This is a genomic window from Bacillus haikouensis (assembly GCF_013179555.1).
Lineage (GTDB): Bacteria > Bacillota > Bacilli > Bacillales > Bacillaceae_B > Rossellomorea > Rossellomorea haikouensis_A.
Genome location: NZ_JABMCR010000081.1, coordinates 1 through 16091, shown reverse-complemented (window position 1 = coordinate 16091; position 16091 = coordinate 1). Strand labels below are relative to the sequence as shown.

Annotated in this window: 17 protein-coding genes and 1 riboswitch; of the genes, 2 read left to right on the top strand and 15 right to left on the bottom strand. The window is 42.9% G+C overall.

Annotation, left to right across the window (positions count from 1 at the left end):
- Window positions 1-399: 399 nt before the first annotated feature.
- Window positions 400-630 carry a hypothetical protein gene (locus HP456_RS09920; protein WP_172250533.1) on the bottom strand — a complete coding sequence of 77 codons (231 nt, stop codon included), beginning with the start codon at window positions 628-630 and terminating at the stop codon, window positions 400-402.
- A 140-nt stretch (window positions 631-770) separates the two neighbouring features.
- Here HP456_RS09920 and pdaB point away from each other — a divergent pair, with 140 nt between their 5' ends.
- Window positions 771-1520: a polysaccharide deacetylase family sporulation protein PdaB gene (gene pdaB / locus HP456_RS09915; protein WP_172250531.1), complete on the top strand. Its 750-nt coding sequence runs from the start codon at window positions 771-773 to the stop codon at window positions 1518-1520.
- Window positions 1521-1563: 43 nt separating this feature from the next.
- Here pdaB and HP456_RS09910 read toward each other — a convergent pair whose 3' ends face one another.
- Window positions 1564-2196, bottom strand: coding sequence for a KinB-signaling pathway activation protein (locus tag HP456_RS09910; RefSeq protein WP_172250529.1), 633 nt, complete (start codon window positions 2194-2196; stop codon window positions 1564-1566).
- A 148-nt stretch (window positions 2197-2344) separates the two neighbouring features.
- On the opposite strand from HP456_RS09910, the gene gerD reads away from it, so the two are divergent.
- Window positions 2345-2992, top strand: coding sequence for a spore germination lipoprotein GerD (gene gerD / locus HP456_RS09905; RefSeq protein ID WP_172250527.1), 648 nt, complete (start codon window positions 2345-2347; stop codon window positions 2990-2992).
- A 62-nt stretch (window positions 2993-3054) separates the two neighbouring features.
- On the opposite strand, the gene salA is transcribed toward gerD, so the two are convergent.
- The 13 genes from salA to rplQ form a co-directional block, all read right to left on the bottom strand.
- On the bottom strand, window positions 3055-4104 hold the full coding sequence (gene salA, locus HP456_RS09900) for an iron-sulfur carrier protein/transcriptional regulator SalA (RefSeq protein WP_172250525.1): 1050 nt from the start codon (window positions 4102-4104) through the stop codon (window positions 3055-3057).
- A gap of 362 nt (window positions 4105-4466) precedes the next feature.
- Window positions 4467-5270, bottom strand: coding sequence for an STAS domain-containing protein (locus HP456_RS09895; protein ID WP_172250523.1), 804 nt, complete (start codon window positions 5268-5270; stop codon window positions 4467-4469).
- A 157-nt stretch (window positions 5271-5427) separates the two neighbouring features.
- A complete protein-coding gene (cwlD, locus tag HP456_RS09890; protein WP_172250521.1) occupies window positions 5428-6129 on the bottom strand; it encodes an N-acetylmuramoyl-L-alanine amidase CwlD in 702 nt (233 codons plus the stop codon).
- Window positions 6130-6216: 87 nt separating this feature from the next.
- On the bottom strand, window positions 6217-6663 hold the full coding sequence (locus tag HP456_RS09885; RefSeq protein WP_172250519.1) for a DUF2521 family protein: 447 nt from the start codon (window positions 6661-6663) through the stop codon (window positions 6217-6219).
- 391 nt (window positions 6664-7054) lie between these two features.
- A complete protein-coding gene (locus HP456_RS09880) occupies window positions 7055-8563 on the bottom strand; it encodes a sodium:solute symporter family protein (RefSeq protein WP_172250517.1) in 1509 nt (502 codons plus the stop codon).
- A gap of 41 nt (window positions 8564-8604) precedes the next feature.
- Window positions 8605-9978, bottom strand: coding sequence for an LLM class flavin-dependent oxidoreductase (locus HP456_RS09875; protein ID WP_172250515.1), 1374 nt, complete (start codon window positions 9976-9978; stop codon window positions 8605-8607).
- A gap of 171 nt (window positions 9979-10149) precedes the next feature.
- Window positions 10150-10254: riboswitch (SAM riboswitch) on the bottom strand.
- 544 nt (window positions 10255-10798) lie between these two features.
- Complete coding sequence (gene rpsI, locus HP456_RS09870) at window positions 10799-11191, bottom strand: 30S ribosomal protein S9 (RefSeq protein WP_172250513.1); 393 nt, start codon at window positions 11189-11191, stop codon at window positions 10799-10801.
- Between the two features lie 22 nt (window positions 11192-11213).
- Window positions 11214-11651: a 50S ribosomal protein L13 gene (gene rplM / locus HP456_RS09865; RefSeq protein ID WP_032085300.1), complete on the bottom strand. Its 438-nt coding sequence runs from the start codon at window positions 11649-11651 to the stop codon at window positions 11214-11216.
- Window positions 11652-11832: 181 nt separating this feature from the next.
- Window positions 11833-12585: a tRNA pseudouridine(38-40) synthase TruA gene (gene truA / locus HP456_RS09860; protein ID WP_172250511.1), complete on the bottom strand. Its 753-nt coding sequence runs from the start codon at window positions 12583-12585 to the stop codon at window positions 11833-11835.
- Window positions 12586-12598: 13 nt separating this feature from the next.
- On the bottom strand, window positions 12599-13396 hold the full coding sequence (locus tag HP456_RS09855; RefSeq protein WP_172250509.1) for an energy-coupling factor transporter transmembrane component T family protein: 798 nt from the start codon (window positions 13394-13396) through the stop codon (window positions 12599-12601).
- Window positions 13393-14262 carry an energy-coupling factor ABC transporter ATP-binding protein gene (locus tag HP456_RS09850; protein ID WP_172250507.1) on the bottom strand — a complete coding sequence of 290 codons (870 nt, stop codon included), beginning with the start codon at window positions 14260-14262 and terminating at the stop codon, window positions 13393-13395. Before HP456_RS09850 ends, HP456_RS09855 begins: the two co-directional genes overlap by 4 nt.
- Complete coding sequence (locus HP456_RS09845) at window positions 14238-15074, bottom strand: energy-coupling factor ABC transporter ATP-binding protein (protein WP_172250505.1); 837 nt, start codon at window positions 15072-15074, stop codon at window positions 14238-14240. The genes HP456_RS09850 and HP456_RS09845 overlap by 25 nt, the downstream gene beginning before the upstream one ends.
- Window positions 15075-15653: 579 nt before the next feature.
- Complete coding sequence (rplQ, locus tag HP456_RS09840) at window positions 15654-16016, bottom strand: 50S ribosomal protein L17 (RefSeq protein WP_172250503.1); 363 nt, start codon at window positions 16014-16016, stop codon at window positions 15654-15656.
- Window positions 16017-16091 lie beyond the last annotated feature (75 nt).

Genomic DNA, 16091 nt, shown 5'->3' with positions numbered 1-16091 from the left:
CTGAGCCAGGATCAAACTCTCCGATAAAAGTTTGAATAGCTCTTGTTTGCAACGATTCAATCGTTGCGGTAAATCTAGAATTAACGTTGACGTATTGTCTTGTTTTGTTCAGTTTTCAAGGTTCAATTTATTGATGCGCTCCGTTTGAAGCGACTTTATTAATTTATCACATCTTTATGTGTGAAGTCAACTGTTTTTTAAAATTATTTTTCAATGCGTTTTCGAGATAACCGATAGCGCAACAGCGACGATTAATAATATACCAAGATTTTTTTACGGGGTCAATACATTTTTAAAGATTTTTTTACAACTTATTAAATTCATGACAATTGAAAGCGGCTTTCCTTGGACCGGCCGTTCTTACCGGCAGGTAATCCAATTAAAAAGCCGCTGATCAGATTAATACTTTTCTTTTTTGTCATTTCTCGTTTTCATATATTTGAGGCATTCTGTATGACTTGCAAATCTGCGGAATAAAGAAAAAAGGATTTTATATCGTTCGTCCATGGCCCGCTTCACAATTTGATCAATACGGGCATCTTTCAAGTCAAAAAGGATTTCATCCATTTCTCTTTTTATCAGATATTCCAGTTCTTGTCTTTCTCTGTCATCAATCATTAACCCCAGCAAGTAAGTCACCCCTTTATGTTGTTATTTGTAGTTTTTTCCATACGAAGGGTTTTATAATCACATTTTTTTCTGAAGTTAGATATTTTTTCTGGGGACATGCATATCTTTAATAGAGATATACGTCACGGAGGGATTGTGTAATGAATGTTTTCTATACCGTAAATGCGAAAAGAATAAAGCAGATCACTCTTGTAATCGTCATCTCGTTCTTTACTGCTCTGTTTGTTTACAGCAGTACGCTCTCTTCTGTTCCCGTATTTGGGACGAAGGATGGACCGAAGGCAATTTATAAAGGGGAAAAAGGCGTAGCTTTAACATTCAATATCGGATGGGGCGATGAAAAGGCAGAGCCGATCCTGAAGGAACTAAAGAAATTAAACGTTCAATCGGCCACTTTCTTCCTATCAGGAGCCTGGGCTGAACGCCACCCTGATCTCGTTGAGCAAATTGTAAAAGCAGGATATGAAATCGGTAATCTTGGTTATGCATATTCGGATTACACCGACATGGAACCAAATAAAATCAGACAGGATATCTTGAAAGCTGATACCGTTTTTGAAAAGCTGAATGTGAAAGACGTAAAACTGCTTCGTGTGCCTACGGGTCACTTTAACAAAGAGACATTAAAAGTGGCAGACGGCCTCGGCCTGACTGTTGTTCACTGGAGCGTAGATTCTAAGGATTGGACCAACCCCGGGACAGATGAGATCGTTGAAAATGTGAAAGATGCCAAAAAAGGGGATATCATTCTTCTTCATGCTTCCGATTCGGCAAAGCAGACCCAAAAAGCGCTGCCTGATATTGTTAAGATTTTGAAGGCGAAAGGGAACTTTGTGAGCGTGTCTGACATGGTTTCAAACGGTGATGCAAAATCGACTTTAATACAATAATCAAAAATCCCTGAAAGAGCAGGAGCTCTTTCAGGGATTTTTGTTAATTTTTCTGCTGTTTATTTTGTCTGTCGCTCCTGGATTGCTCGATGTATTTAGGAAGTTTCAACAGCTGATATGCGTTACATACCACTAAAGCGATAAGCATTAGGTACAGCCATTTAATGGAGTTAACCAATAAGACGGGCAGCCACTCAAGCGTAGTTACAACCACCATGAAGAACAACGCAGATATGAACGTATTGGTCCTGGCTTCCGATTGTTGATTCTTCAAGTACGCGACAAGCATTCCCACCAACAGGATCCCGATTCCCAGGAGGATATACGGGGTGTATGATGCACCTTCTTCTGCGAAAGCTCTGAATCGGAAGTAGATAAGGTCGAATAGTACAAATGCAATTAAAACTACCTGTACCGAATTCCAGAAACTTTTGAACATCCCCAGTCCAAACTGGTGAATCGTCAAATAGGCAAAGTAGCCCATTTGGCTGATGACACTGAATGTAAAACCTACAAATAAAAACCATAACAGGCTGGATAATAATCCGATCATATTTCCATCTTGAACATAAGGGCTGTATTGATCCCATCTAATGAAAAGAGACGCTATAGCCGTTACCGCTCCACCAATGATTAACGTATGTACAAAAAAACGAATCCAATTTCGGATGGTCACTTCATTTTTCCTCCAAATATAAAATATACACTCTGTTGATTGTACCAACGCGACTTTAAAAAATCTAGGTTCCAGTATTGGTTGTGTATATTTTTTTCTAAATTTCTCATATTAAAGGTAAGGGAATTTGTATGGAAGGAGCCTACCCATGAAAAAATATTCCTTTCTTTTTCTACTGGCCATTTTCCTTTTAACCGCTTGCGGCGGAGGGGGAGACACAGGCAGCAGTAAAATGGATTATGAAGAAACCAAGAAAATGGTTGTCGATATATTAAAGACAGATGATGGAAAAAAAGCGATTCAAGAAGTGATGGCAGATGATAAAATGAAGTCAGAGCTTATTATGGATCAAAAAGTGGTGAAGGATACCATTTCAAAAACCCTTACCTCCGATAAAGGCACTGAATTCTGGAAAAAGTCTTTCGAAGATCCCAAGTTCGCTGAATCCATGGCAAAAAGCATGAAGGACGGCAATGAAAAGTTACTCAAGGACCTGATGAAGGATCCGGAGTATCAAGGGATGATGATGGATTTAATGAAAGATCCTGAATATCAAAAGGAGTTAACAGAGGCCTTGAAGAGTAAAGAGTACCGTGAGCATCTTCAAAAAGTAGTCCTCGAAACGTTTGAAAGCCCGTTATTCAAAGCCAAGATCCAGGATATCCTCCTTAAAGCAGCCGAGGAAGCCGGCGGCGGAAAAGCGGAAGAAGGCGGCGGTGGGCAAGGCGGACAAGATGGCGGCGGACAGGGTGATTCTTCAGGTGGCGGTGGAGGCGGCGGTCAAAACGGCAGCTGATCCAAAAAAAGGACAAATGGTCAGGGAAGACATTTCCTCAACCATTTGTCCTTTTCATTTTGTTATGACAATTTCTCAATAACTTTATGTGCAATTTCCCCGTAAATCTGACCAAGCCTGTGATCCTCTGCATAAATCGACGGAGCGAAATCTTCTTCATTCCAGTCAGGCTGCTGCAATGGCAGTTTGCCCAGAAGGTCCGTACGTAATTCTTCTTTCAGTTTTTCACCGCCGCCTTGACCGAATACGAATTCCTTCTCACCGGTCAGCTTGCTTTCAAAGTAAGACATGTTCTCAACCACACCCAGAATATCGTGATCGGTCTGTAATGCCATTGCCCCGGCACGAGCCGCAACAAACGCTGCAGTCGGATGAGGGGTAGTTACGATGATTTCCTTACAGTGCGGCAGCATCGTATGAACATCCAGTGCCACATCACCCGTTCCTGGAGGCAGATCAAGCAGCAGATAATCCAGGTCGTCCCACTCTACTTCGGAGAAGAAGTTATTCAGCATCTTTCCAAGCATCGGCCCTCGCCAAATGACAGGTGCATTGTCTTCAACAAAGAAGCCCATAGAAATGACTTTAACACCGAACCGTTCTACTGGAATAATTCTTTCCCCGCGTACAACCGGACGCTTGACGATTCCCATCATGTCAGGGACACTGAATCCGTAAATATCCGCATCAATCAGCCCTACTTTTTTTCCTTGCCTGGCAAGTGCGACTGCCAGGTTGACAGATACAGTGGATTTGCCGACTCCTCCTTTACCGCTTGCAATTGCGATAAAAGTCGTTTTACTCGCCGGTGATAATAAATCCGTGCCTTCTCCGCCCGTCCCTCTGTGTTTTTCAAGTTCTTCCTGAGGCAGTTCGGTAAAACGGATTCCAACAGACTCCGCTCCGTTGTCTTTTAATAATTGGACAACCTTCTGCTGGAACTGCAGCTGTTCGCCTGACCCGGTTTTCGCAAGTGCAATCTTCACACTTACATGTGCTTTTTCTTCTTTCACACTAACTTCGACAACACCATTGGTTTCTTTTAATGTTTTATGTAAAAAAGGATCTTCTAACCCGGATAAAAGATCGCGTGTCTGCTGTTCTGTTAACATGAATAACCACCCTTTTTTATGTATTCGGTTACAACTACAATCAGTATAACATATCGTTATCAGAAATAACTGTTAAAAGGGTTGGAATACTTTTCTTGAATATCTTTTTGGAATGCGCAGGTGATTCTTACTATAAAGAGCTTTCGGAAATGTACGCAGTCCGTTCCTTTGCGCTTCAGGCATTTGCTTTCCGCGGGGAGGAGAGCGAGCCTCCTCTGAGTAAAAATGGCCTGCTTGGGTCTCGACCTTCTCTATATCCCGCAGGAGTCAAATGTCTTCCAGTTCTATAAGCAGCAACACTTTCCGATAGAAGAATCTACCTGCCGGCACAAAAAGAGCTGCCATTGCTGCAGCTCTTTTTGTCATTGTTGATTAGTCATATGTTTCTGGGCAAAAATCAATCCATTATTCAGGGAACTGAATGTTCTCAGCTCCTTTAAGTCGATTCCCAGGTTGATGAGCGTCTGGGCGATTTCCGGACGTATGCCGACGAGTATGCACTCGGCTCCAAGAAGCCCTGCAGCCCTTGTGGATTCAATGATACCTTGAGCAGCGAATGTATCCAGTACAGGAACCCCCGTAATATCAAGAAAGACAATGGAAGAGTGGTATTTCGTCACCCCTTCAAGCAGGTTTTCTTTAATGCGGTTGATCCTTTCTTCATCGATATGACCGACTAACGGCATCACCGAAATATAATCATATAACTGAATGACGGGAGCAGATAGTTCAACCAGCGTTTTCTTCTGGGCCTTGAACGTTTCTTCCCATGTGTCTGTACACTTGCTGATCATGTTATTAAATACCGGATCGAACCACCGATCAATCTCATCATATATTTCCAGCACTTCTTCTTTCGTTAAGTCATCATTCATCAGGACGGTTAAAGCGGCCCTTCTGAACGACTGATATCCTGCTGAAATATATTCAAGCGCTTTATTGTGTTTAACTATTTTTCTATACAGATCATCGAAGTACTTGATAAATCTTTCATTATCCTGTTGAAGGCTGTTATAAATCGATTCAAACAACTCGGCCTTCACCTGTGTATTCTCGTAATACGATATATTCAACTTGTCCGTTGTTTCTTCCAGGTCCTGGACCCACCTGGTATAAAGATCATCATGATGCTGATCGAGTGCTTTTACAATTGTTGCATTCATCATTTTCCTACCTTCCTATCCTGAAGAACTTAAGACGTTATTGTAAGTGTAGACTACTTATCGGCTTCTAATACTCCATACCCTGTCCCTGCTCATTCTTAACTTGGTTTTGATTTATATAACAAAAAAGCCCCTCCTGATTCAGGAGATGCTCTCATAATCAATCTTTTTCGGTTAAGTAGTTCAAGACACCCTGATAAATAGAAGCCGCCACTTTTTCCTGATAATCGCCGTCCAAGAGATTCGAACGCTCTTCAGGGTTTGAAAGGAAACCGATTTCCACCAAAGCCCCCGTTTTTTTCGCGTGCTTTAGGATATAGACACTTTGAAGCCCTTTCGCTTCCCGGCTCGTGTTTTCTAAATTCCGGGTGATTTCTTTCTGTATGGCTTTTGAAAGGACCTTGTTTTCCTCGAACTTCGGATTATAGAAGGTCTGTGCGCCGCTCCACTTCGGGGAAGGAATGGAATTTAAATGAATGCTTAAAAACATATCCGCTTCTGATTCGTTGATCAGGTTCAGCCGTTTGTGCAAGTCCTCTACCTTTCTCCGGCTGTACCCTTTTGTATTTTCATCCGCTAAATCCTTGTCTTCTTCCCGGGTCATTATAACAAGAGCTCCCTGCTCCTGCAGATAATCCCTGATCATCAGGGATACGTTTAAAGCGATATCCTTCTCCAGTGCTTCTTTATCCCCAGCTCCCCCATCAGGACCCCCATGACCCGGATCGATATATATAATCTTTCCTGACAAGGGAAGATTCCACGAATCCCATGTATCCTTGTCGAGGATTTTATACTGAATGATAAATAACAAGAGCCCGAGGGCGGCAATAATCCCTGCTAGCTTCAATTTCTGTCTCATGTCACTCCCCCTATTTCAGTAAAGGCTGGTACCAATGTTTTCTTTACTAAAAATATGGGACAAGAAACAAATTTAGAACAGAAAAAATTAATGAAGACGGAGCTTCAGCCGCTTGATGCCTTTTTCATAGCCTTCCGACCACCAAGTTTCAACAAAGTGCTCACAGCTGAAAAAGATGGATTCGTCTGCCTGGTTGGAGACGCCCATTTCCGACCAGTACAGCCAGAAATTATAAAGCGTATCGATAAAATGCTTTAATTCTTGCTCGCATCTCTGCTTTACCGAATCCCTGCCTTCTCCGTTGTAACCAAACTTACTTGCTTTTCCTCCTAACAGGTAGGCTTCAATCGCGACATCGAAGCAGGCTTCATCGAACCCTTGCTGCATAAAGACGCCGCCTTGAATTTTAATATATCCAAAATGCTTCCTTACACTTTCCTGGAGCATTTTAATTGAAATTTCCTTCAGAAGCTTTCTTTCCGTTTTGATTTGCTTTTCTCTTCTTTTTGTATTGAATGTTGTAATAACGTTCAACGTAAATCCACCCCTTTGAACGTATTTTCCTACTGATGGGATGTCTTCATTCGAGTAACTGTTACCAATTTTGATTAATAAAGACTCCTGAGTACCGCAAATGATTTCCTGTCAAGACTAAGCTTTTTCTGCAGGATTCTTGTCTTGCAATCCACTCAACGCTTGAATGAGTCAATCACCACTTCTATTGATATGATTAATTGCCTCCTTAAATCCTCTTATTTAAAAAATAAAAAGACGAGGCAAATAAATCCTCGTCCTGTTGTTGTTTCATATTATTTTGTGAAATACCATTTCCAGAGAGATACTCCCGTTATAAGGAGAAATATAATGAACCCATACAGCCAAACGGAAAGCATACCGTTAACGAACATTCCTTTCACCCTTTCGCTCAATTAATGTTATACGTCTTTTCAATACTTTCCGTTTTAACGGCTTGCGGCGCTTTCAGTAAAGGAGCAAGTACCGTAATCGTTGCGATACCGATAATGGTGGCGATGGATCCCGCTGTCATCGTACTCGGCACAATCCCTCCGAAGTACAGGATGAGATAAGAAATCAGGCCGCTGATCATCGACCATTCTGCCGCACGGGCAGGAGCCTTTCTCTTTCCATAGACAGCATGGAGAATCGGTCCCATCGTTCCGGCAGCAACACCGGATATGCCGATCCACATGATATCTCCCATGTATGCTGGCGGCTTCAACACGATCAGGAATGCAATCAGTCCGATAAGCGGAACAGAAAGCCGGCTGATTTGCAGGGCTATTTTCTCCGCTTTTGATTCACTGACGTTTACGATCCCTTTTTTCACAAGTACTTTTAGGAAGATATCATTGGCAAATACAGTCGAGATCGAAACAAATAACCCATCTGTCGTCGACATGGCGGCAGCGAGGATGACAACTCCCAGAATGGCTACAATGATGGCAGGAAACGCCCAGACTGCATATTCCATTAAAGCCAGATCAGGTGCTGTGATCGAATTGCCGAGTGCAGCCCTGCTGTAGATTCCTCCGAATAGGACAAACAGTGAGAATGCAGCAGCAATCACATAGGTGAGAATCATTTTTCCCAAATCCTTTTCACTCTTCAGTCCCAATACCTTGTTAAACAAATGCGGGGCAGAAGCGAATGCCCACTGAATCACTATGGCTCCTGTCACCAGGCTAAGCGAGGAAAAATGAGCCGAATCTGGATTGAATACCTGAACCAAATTCGTATCCTGTCCGGCAAGCTTGCCGCTGATCCCCTCGAAAGTCGAAGTGACGCTGCCCTTCCAAAACACAACCATTCCCGATATAAAGATAAACACACCAGCTGCTGCCATCATGACCGCTTGTACAGCATCTGTATAAATATCAGCATATGCCCCGCCGCCGAATACGTAAAGAACGATGATCACTGCAATGAAAACCAAGCCGCCCTTATAGGACATCCCCAGAAGATATTCAAAGATGCGGGCACCTGCAACAAATTGTGCAGCAATATAAAAAATGTTAAACAGTAAAATCAGACCTGTACCAACCCTCAGAAAATCACTGTTATAGAAATCCCCGAGCCAATCTGGAAGGGAAAGTGACTTTTGACCGGTATTCAACCTTCTTACCCTTTTGGCAATCATCAAGACGCCGATCGGTCCGCCACCGATCATCGCCAAAAACAACCAAAGATTGGATAATCCCCAATCATGTGACCACCCCGGGTATCCAAGGAATGTTGCAGCGCTTAAATAGGTAGCGGCAAAGGAAAGACCTAGTACATAAGGTCCGAGGTTCTCGCCTCCAATCGCAAAGTCGCTGACACTTTTTGTTTTTTTGGCACTGACAAATCCCAAAGCAAACATTGCGACAAGAAATAGTGCAAATCCTATCCAAGTATATAATGTTAAATCACTCATTCTTTACTCCCTTCTCCTCTCGCATGTGTGATGAGGTTCACTTAAACCTGCACAGGTGCAAGCTTTTTTGCAGGATGATTCTCCCGTAAATGTGCATGGCCTTTCCCGAACATGTTCTCCCTCAATGTTGCTCCTTCGTACTCCTTTCGGTAAATCCCGCGCTTTTGGAGTTCCGGAACCACATGATCAACAAACTCCGAGAATGTACCCGGTGAATACGTCTGGGCGATATTAAATCCATCTGCATCGCCTTCTACTGCCCATTTCTCGATTTTGTCTGCAATTTGTTCCGGTGTACCGATGAACTTCACCGTTCCATTACCAAGACCATGATTTTTAATCGCTTCCCGGAGCGTCCATTTCTTGTTCGGATCTTTTCCATACATATCCAGATTCCCCTGCATCGCATCTGTTTCAATGTCCTCGATGTACTGGTCAGGATCAAATTGCGAGAAGTCAATTCCTGTGTGGCCGGATAAAAGAGAAGCCGTGCCTTCATAGCTGACATGGTTCGTCAATTCTTCATACTTGGCATATGCTTCTTCCTCTGTTGACCCAATGATCGGCAGTACCATCGGGAAGATGAGAATGTCACCCGAATTTCTTCCCTGTACCCTAGCCCGTTTGCGGATATCTGCTGTATATAGTTTTAATCCATCCAGCGAGTGATTTTTAGTGAAAACAGCTTCGGCATGTTTTGCTGCAAAATCCCTTCCCTTTGGAGAAGATCCCGCCTGGAATAATACAGGAGTGCGTTGTGGTGAAGGTTCCACAAGATGCGGGCCAGGCACATTGAAGAATTCTCCCTCATGCTTAATCGAATGAACCTTATCCGGATCCGCAAACGCGTCGTTTTCTCTGTCATAGATCACGGCATCCTTTTCCCAGCTGTGCTCCCAAAGCTTATATACCACTTGGAGAAATTCATCCGCCCGATCGTAGCGGAGCTCCTTTGGAAGCCTTCCGGAAAGACCGAGATTGACCGCTTCACTCTCTAAGTAGGATGTCACGACATTCCACGCGACCCTTCCCCCGGTCAAATGGTCCAAGGTTGATAATTGTCTAGCCAGTGAATAAGGCTGTGCATACGTCGTTGAGATCGTAGGTGCAAACCCGAGATTCTCAGTGACTGCAGCCATGGCGGAAATCGGAATGAGGGGATCATGTGCAGGCAGCTGCACCGCTCCTCTTACTGCAGCGTCATGACTGTTCTCATACACGCTGTATGTTCCAAGCACGTCCGCGATGAACATCGCATCAAATTTACCCCGTTCCAATGTCTGAGCCGCTTCTATCCAATAAGACAAGCTGTTATGTGATGTCCCCCGGTCTTTTTCGTGTTTCCATAATCCTGTTGAATGCGGGGACGGTGAGTTTTGAATAAAGCCGTTTAAATGAATTTGTTTTTTCATCATTGCATCTCCTCTGCACTATTTTTTTCCATGACTGATGGTCACGTAAATAAAACTATTCTTATAATTTTACTTGGTTTAGCAGCGTCGACACTCCACCCGGTGACTATCCAACGCCATTATCCAAATAAAAAAACCTCTCCCGATGAGGAAGAGGTTTCATTCTATACCGCCCTCTCATCTTTCAAGCATACGCTTGCTGGAATTAGCACCTTGTTACAACGTAACGGTTGCTGCGGGATCACGGGACCAGATTCCTCCCCCGGCTCTTGATAAGGAAATGTTCTATTGAGTTAGTTGAATGTAAACTATCATAACGGAGTCGAAATAATCTGTCAAATCAGAATTTAATTTTCTTTTAGTACTGATTTGTGAGAATTGTCATGTGTTTTTGATTGGAAACGCTTACTATATTTTTTAAAAATAGAAAGACGATTTCTGTTAAATTTATTGATGATTCAATCGTAAATGGACATATTATTTGATAAGTTCTCTATTCCTTTAAAGGAATATTGGACTATTTGAAGGGAAGAAATATAGTCATAAAGTCTTTTTTTTGCAGGAAGAGGCAAAAGAAGATGAATAGGGATATCGTGCTTATCAGCTCTATAAAGTTTGTAGCGGAATGATTCAGTGATGTATATCCTGACACAATTATGTGTGGAATGTATGTGAGTGTATTTTCGATTATGTGCAAGAAAACGTTTTTTGTTCGAACTGCCGATTTTTCGCCAAAAACCAGTAGTATAACTTTTAAAAACAACAACTATATTTATAAAAAAAGACCCCCAACCAATAGGTTGAGAGTCTCCGTAAGCAGTAATTAACGCTTAGAGAATTGTGGTGCACGACGAGCGCCTTTAAGACCGTATTTCTTACGTTCTTTCATACGAGCGTCACGAGTTAATAATCCAGCGCGTTTCAGAGTACCGCGGTACTCAGGATCAGCTTGCAGTAAAGCACGAGCGATTCCGTGACGGATCGCACCAGCTTGACCTGCATAGCCTCCACCATGTACGTTTACTAAAACGTCATAGTTACCAAGAGTTTCAGTTGCAACTAGTGGTTGCTTGATTACTTCTCTTAGTGCTGCGAATGGGATATATACTTCTACTTCACGATCATTGATAACAATGTTACCGTTACCTGGTACTAAACGTACGCGAGCTACTGAGCTCTTACGACGACCAGTTCCGTAATATTGAACTTGAGCCAAGATAATAACCTCCTCTTATTAATTATCCACGAAGTTCGTAAACTTCTGGTTGTTGTGCTTGGTGTGGATGCTCAGATCCAGAGTATACATGAAGCTTCTTGATCATTTGACGACCTAAAGAACCTTTAGGAAGCATACCTTTGATCGTAAGCTCTAACATTTTCTCTGAATAGTTTGTACGCATTTCTAATGCAGTACGCTGCTTCAAACCACCAGGGTGGTTACTGTGACGGTAATAGATCTTGTCAGTAAGCTTTTTACCAGTCAATTCAATTTTTGAAGCGTTAAGAATGATTACGTGATCACCAGTGTCAACGTGTGGTGTGAATGTTGGTTTGTGTTTACCGCGTAGAACTGAAGCGACTTCACTTGCTAGACGACCTAGAGTTTTGCCTTCAGCATCTACAACGTACCATTTACGATCGATTTCGTTGGCTTTTGCCATATACGTAGTACGCATGAGTTTACCTCCTATTAAATGAATCCGTAGTATTTATTTTCTAATCACAATAAGATTCCGGGGCTTATCGTGGGGTTAATATCATACCATATGCTATAATATCTTGTTCTAAAGCGAATGTCAAGGGAATGTTACACCTGGATTAGTTGTTTTAGTAAAAAAATTATTTTTCTAAATGAATCTATTCTTTGTCACCCTTATAATCTACCTTCCAAAGATAGAGCCCGTGCGGCGGGGCGGTCTTTCCCGCCTGGTTCCTGTCCTTAGAGTCAAGGATCTTCTTCATGTCCTCACTGCAAAGATTCCCAGAACCTACCTCCAGCAGGGTGCCGACCAGGATTCTGACCATATTGTACAGAAAACCATTTCCTATAAAGGAAAATACAATATCGTCTCCCTGTTCTGTTATGGTGATACTGTGAAGAGTCCTTACTTTGTCTTCCACTTCGGTTTTGGCAGAGCAAAAGCTTGTAAAGTCATGCTCTCCTATTAAATTCAGTGCCGCCTTTTTCATCTCCCCGATTGAAATCGTAAAAGGATAATGAAGAGCGAAATGACGATGAAAGGGACTTCGGGATTCCGCTGTATAAACTCTGTAACGATATTCCTTCTTTTTCACGGAAAACCGTGCGTGAAAGTCATCAGACACAAGTTCAGCATTCTTGATCGTTATTTCATCAGGCAGCCGTGTATTCAACACGACCGGCCATTTCGCTTCAGGAATCGTTAAAGGTGTATCAAAATGAAATACCTGCCCGTGTGCATGGACACCTGCATCCGTCCTTCCTGAAGCCGTGACGCGTATCTGCAACCCTTTATGGATTGCGCTCAGGGTATCTTCAAGAACCCCTTGTACGGTCCGCTGGTTAGGCTGTATCTGATACCCGTGAAAATCGGTGCCGTCATATGAAATCGTACATTTTACACGCTGCATTTCGTTCCCTCCCCTATCCTCTGAAGAATAGCAGCAAGGCTGTCAGGATACCAAGTACAACCAGGGCACCAGTATCTTTTTTATGCCAGGAAAGAAGCCTGTATTTCGTCCTTCCTTCGCCGCCCTGATAGCCTCTTGCTTCCATCGCCGTCGCCAGGTCCTCTGCACGCTTGAACGCACTCACGAATAATGGGATGAGCAATGGAATGATTGCCTTTATGCGTTCTTTAATCGGCCCGGATGAAAACTCTGCACCCCTGGCGATCTGAGCCTTCATGATTTTATCCGTTTCTTCCATCAGGGTCGGGATGAAACGTAAAGAGATCGACATCATCAGCGCAAGTTCATGGACGGGGAATTTTACTTTCCTTAGCGGATTTAATAAAGTTTCCAGCCCATCGGTAATCGTGATCGGGGATGTCGTCAGCGTCAGTAAAGACGTTATCAGAATGAGGTAAAAGAATCGCAGAGATATGAAAATACCCTGACGCAATCCTTCCTCATGGATTTTAAGAAACCCCAAATCCAAGATGACCCCGCCTTCTTTTGTGAAAAACACATGCAGGAAAAACGTAAACAGAATCAGCCATAGAATGGGTTTCAGCCCTCCGATGATAAATCGGATGGGAAGATTGGAAAAGATAAGTGCAGTAAGCGTAAACGCGCCTAATATCGCATACGTGATAAAGTTATCAGCTAAGAACACGACACATATAAATCCGAAAATAAAGAGCAGCTTTGACCTCGGGTCCATGCTGTGAAGAATCGAGTTGGCCGGTACATAACGGCCGAAAATCATTTTCTCCATCATAGGGAGCCACCTCCCTTTTCAGAAGAACGAACAGCTTCGGCGAGTTCTTCAATCGTCAAACAGGTAACACCGAGTTTCCTCCCGATCCTTTCTTCTAGCTTGAATTGGAAACGGACGACATCAGGGACATCGAGCCCCATCTCGAACAATTCCTCAGGGCTCGAGAAAATGTCTTGTGGTGAGCCCTTTCTCTTTAGCTGTCCCTTCTGCATGATGACAATTTCATCGGCATAGTGAGCAGCATCTTCCATACTATGGGTGACCAGGATCGTGGAAAGGCCTTTTTCTTTATGAAGATCATAGAACATATCCATGATCTCTCGCTGCCCACGCGGATCGAGGCCGGCTGTAGGCTCGTCCAATACGAGCACATCAGGGTTCATGGCAAGTACCCCGGCAATGGCTACCCTCCTCATTTGACCACCTGATAGATCGAATGGGGATTTATGAAGAATATCCTCTGAAAGACCGACTTTTACAATCAGTTCCTTCGCTCTTTCTTTAGCCTCTTCCTCAGAGACTCCAAAGTTCATCGGACCATAGCAAATATCTTTCAGTACCGTTTCTTCAAACAATTGATGTTCTGGAAATTGGAAGACAATCCCGACTTTTTGCCTGACCGGTTTCAGGCTCTTCATTTTCTTTTCAGGGCTGATTTCATATTCCCCAACCTTAACAAGTCCTGATGTGGGCTTTAGCAGTGCATTCAGGTGCTGCAGCAATGTTGATTTTCCTGATCCCGTATGACCGATTACAGCCAGAAACTGGCCGGAAGGAATGGAGAGAGTGATATCTTCAAGAGCCAGTTTTTCAAATGGGGTCTTATACGAATAACGATATTCTACTTGTTGAAATGAGATATGCATAACTCGTTCACCAGCTCTTCTTCTGTAAAATAGGTTTTAGTTAATGGAACCCCCGTATTCTTCAATGCCCCTGAAAGCTTGATTATGAATGGAGAATCAAGTCCCAATTCCATTAGTTCATCCTCCATCAGGAAAATCTCTTGCGGAGTCCCTTCCTTAAAGACTTCTCCACGATTGAGTACAATGATTCGATCAGCCTTCGCTGCTTCTTCCAGGTCATGTGTAATGGAAATGACAGTGAGATTCTCTTTTTCTTTAAGATTTCTGACCGTCTCTAGTACTTCTTTCTTCCCTTTCGGATCAAGCATGGATGTAGATTCGTCCAGTATGATGATATCCGGCTGCAAGGCCACCACTCCGGCGATTGCCACCCGCTGCTTCTGTCCGCCTGATAAATGGTGCGGCTCTTGATCAAGAAAATCTTCCATATGGACACGTTTTAAAGCGTCATTCACTCTTTGTACCATTGATTCATAAGGTACCCCATGGTTTTCTAACCCAAAAGCCACATCATCTTCCACTGTAGCACCTACAAACTGATTATCTGGATTTTGAAAGACCATTCCAATTTTAGACCGGATATCCCAGATTGATTTTTCTTCAAGGGTAATACCGTCTACCGTTACATCTCCCCTTTCCGGGAAATGCAGCCCATTCAACATCTTCGCAAGTGTTGATTTACCGGAGCCGTTATGGCCGACAATCGCTAGCCACTCCCCCTGCTCTACATGGAGGCTGATTCCTTCCAAAGCATATGCTTCCTGATCCGGGTAACGGAAATAAACATCATTTACCTTAATCATCTCTCGCATGATAAAACCTCCTCTACGCTCATCGTTTCTCAGCTGAATTTCAGCTCTACTCTGCTATTTGTAGTCTTTTAAAAATAGATTTCTGTGTATGATCATAGCAACAATCTTCCCAAAAACATTATGATTGTTGTATAAAAAAATGTCACGAAAGCAAGTTGATAGATATTCACAATATCAGATCGGACAACAGTCTATATATAATGAACAGTTAAAGCTGATTGCTAATTTCAACTAGTTCCAGCGTTTGATTGGAGTGGAAGGCGCAGACTCCCTCGGGAAAAGCGAAGCCTCCCACGGAAATCAATAGCGGAATTATTAGCCATAAATAAATAATAGCAAATTTCCATATAAATAAAAAAAAGCCTGCACCCCGACCAAAGAAAAGAATTCTTTTCTTGTTCATCCATGAACAGCTTCTATCGTTATAGAAGTCGGAAGGGGTGCACGAGCTAGACGAGACAGCCGTACTGCTCATCGTAACGCTCTGCTTTTCATCATTTATCATGCACTTATACAAAAAGGGCAAAGAAGCAGTTAAGGATTAACTGTCCCGCCCTTAATGTTAGTAGTCACGAATTATTAAACTAATTCGATGATTGCCATTGGAGCACCGTCACCACGGCGAGGACCAACCTTCATAATGCGAGTATATCCGCCTTGACGCTCGTTGTAACGAGGAGCGATGTCAGAGAATAACTTTTGAAGAGCATCTTGGTTGTTTTCAGCGTTTGCAATTTCATTACGAATGAATGCAGCAGCTTGACGACGTGCGTGAACATCACCACGTTTGCCTAATGTGATCATTTTTTCCACAACTGAACGAAGCTCTTTCGCGCGAGTTTCAGTTGTTTCAATACGCTCATTAATGATTAGGTCAGTAGCTAAATCACGTAGCATTGCCTTACGCTGGGCACTAGTACGTCCTAACTTTCTGTAAGCCATTAAGGGTTCCCTCCTTTGTTGAAACTATCTATCTAAAATGATTATCAATCGTCTTTACGCAGTCCTAATCCAAGG

What these genes read in the sequence shown, in the direction of transcription:
- gerD (WP_172250527.1), top strand. Translation starts at nt 2,345, where the DNA reads ATGAAAAAATATTCCTTTCTTTTTCTACTGGCCATTTTCCTTTTAACC.
- HP456_RS09845 (WP_172250505.1), bottom strand. Translation starts at nt 15,074, where the DNA reads ATGCGAGAGATGATTAAGGTAAATGATGTTTATTTCCGTTACCCGGAT.
- rplQ (WP_172250503.1), bottom strand. Translation starts at nt 16,016, where the DNA reads ATGGCTTACAGAAAGTTAGGACGTACTAGTGCCCAGCGTAAGGCAATG.
- salA (WP_172250525.1), bottom strand. Translation starts at nt 4,104, where the DNA reads ATGTTAACAGAACAGCAGACACGCGATCTTTTATCCGGGTTAGAAGAT.
- HP456_RS09875 (WP_172250515.1), bottom strand. Translation starts at nt 9,978, where the DNA reads ATGATGAAAAAACAAATTCATTTAAACGGCTTTATTCAAAACTCACCG.
- pdaB (WP_172250531.1), top strand. Translation starts at nt 771, where the DNA reads ATGAATGTTTTCTATACCGTAAATGCGAAAAGAATAAAGCAGATCACT.
- HP456_RS09895 (WP_172250523.1), bottom strand. Translation starts at nt 5,270, where the DNA reads ATGATGAATGCAACAATTGTAAAAGCACTCGATCAGCATCATGATGAT.
- HP456_RS09850 (WP_172250507.1), bottom strand. Translation starts at nt 14,262, where the DNA reads ATGCATATCTCATTTCAACAAGTAGAATATCGTTATTCGTATAAGACC.
- rplM (WP_032085300.1), bottom strand. Translation starts at nt 11,651, where the DNA reads ATGCGTACTACGTATATGGCAAAAGCCAACGAAATCGATCGTAAATGG.
- HP456_RS09880 (WP_172250517.1), bottom strand. Translation starts at nt 8,563, where the DNA reads ATGAGTGATTTAACATTATATACTTGGATAGGATTTGCACTATTTCTT.
- truA (WP_172250511.1), bottom strand. Translation starts at nt 12,585, where the DNA reads ATGCAGCGTGTAAAATGTACGATTTCATATGACGGCACCGATTTTCAC.
- cwlD (WP_172250521.1), bottom strand. Translation starts at nt 6,129, where the DNA reads ATGAGACAGAAATTGAAGCTAGCAGGGATTATTGCCGCCCTCGGGCTC.
- HP456_RS09855 (WP_172250509.1), bottom strand. Translation starts at nt 13,396, where the DNA reads ATGATGGAGAAAATGATTTTCGGCCGTTATGTACCGGCCAACTCGATT.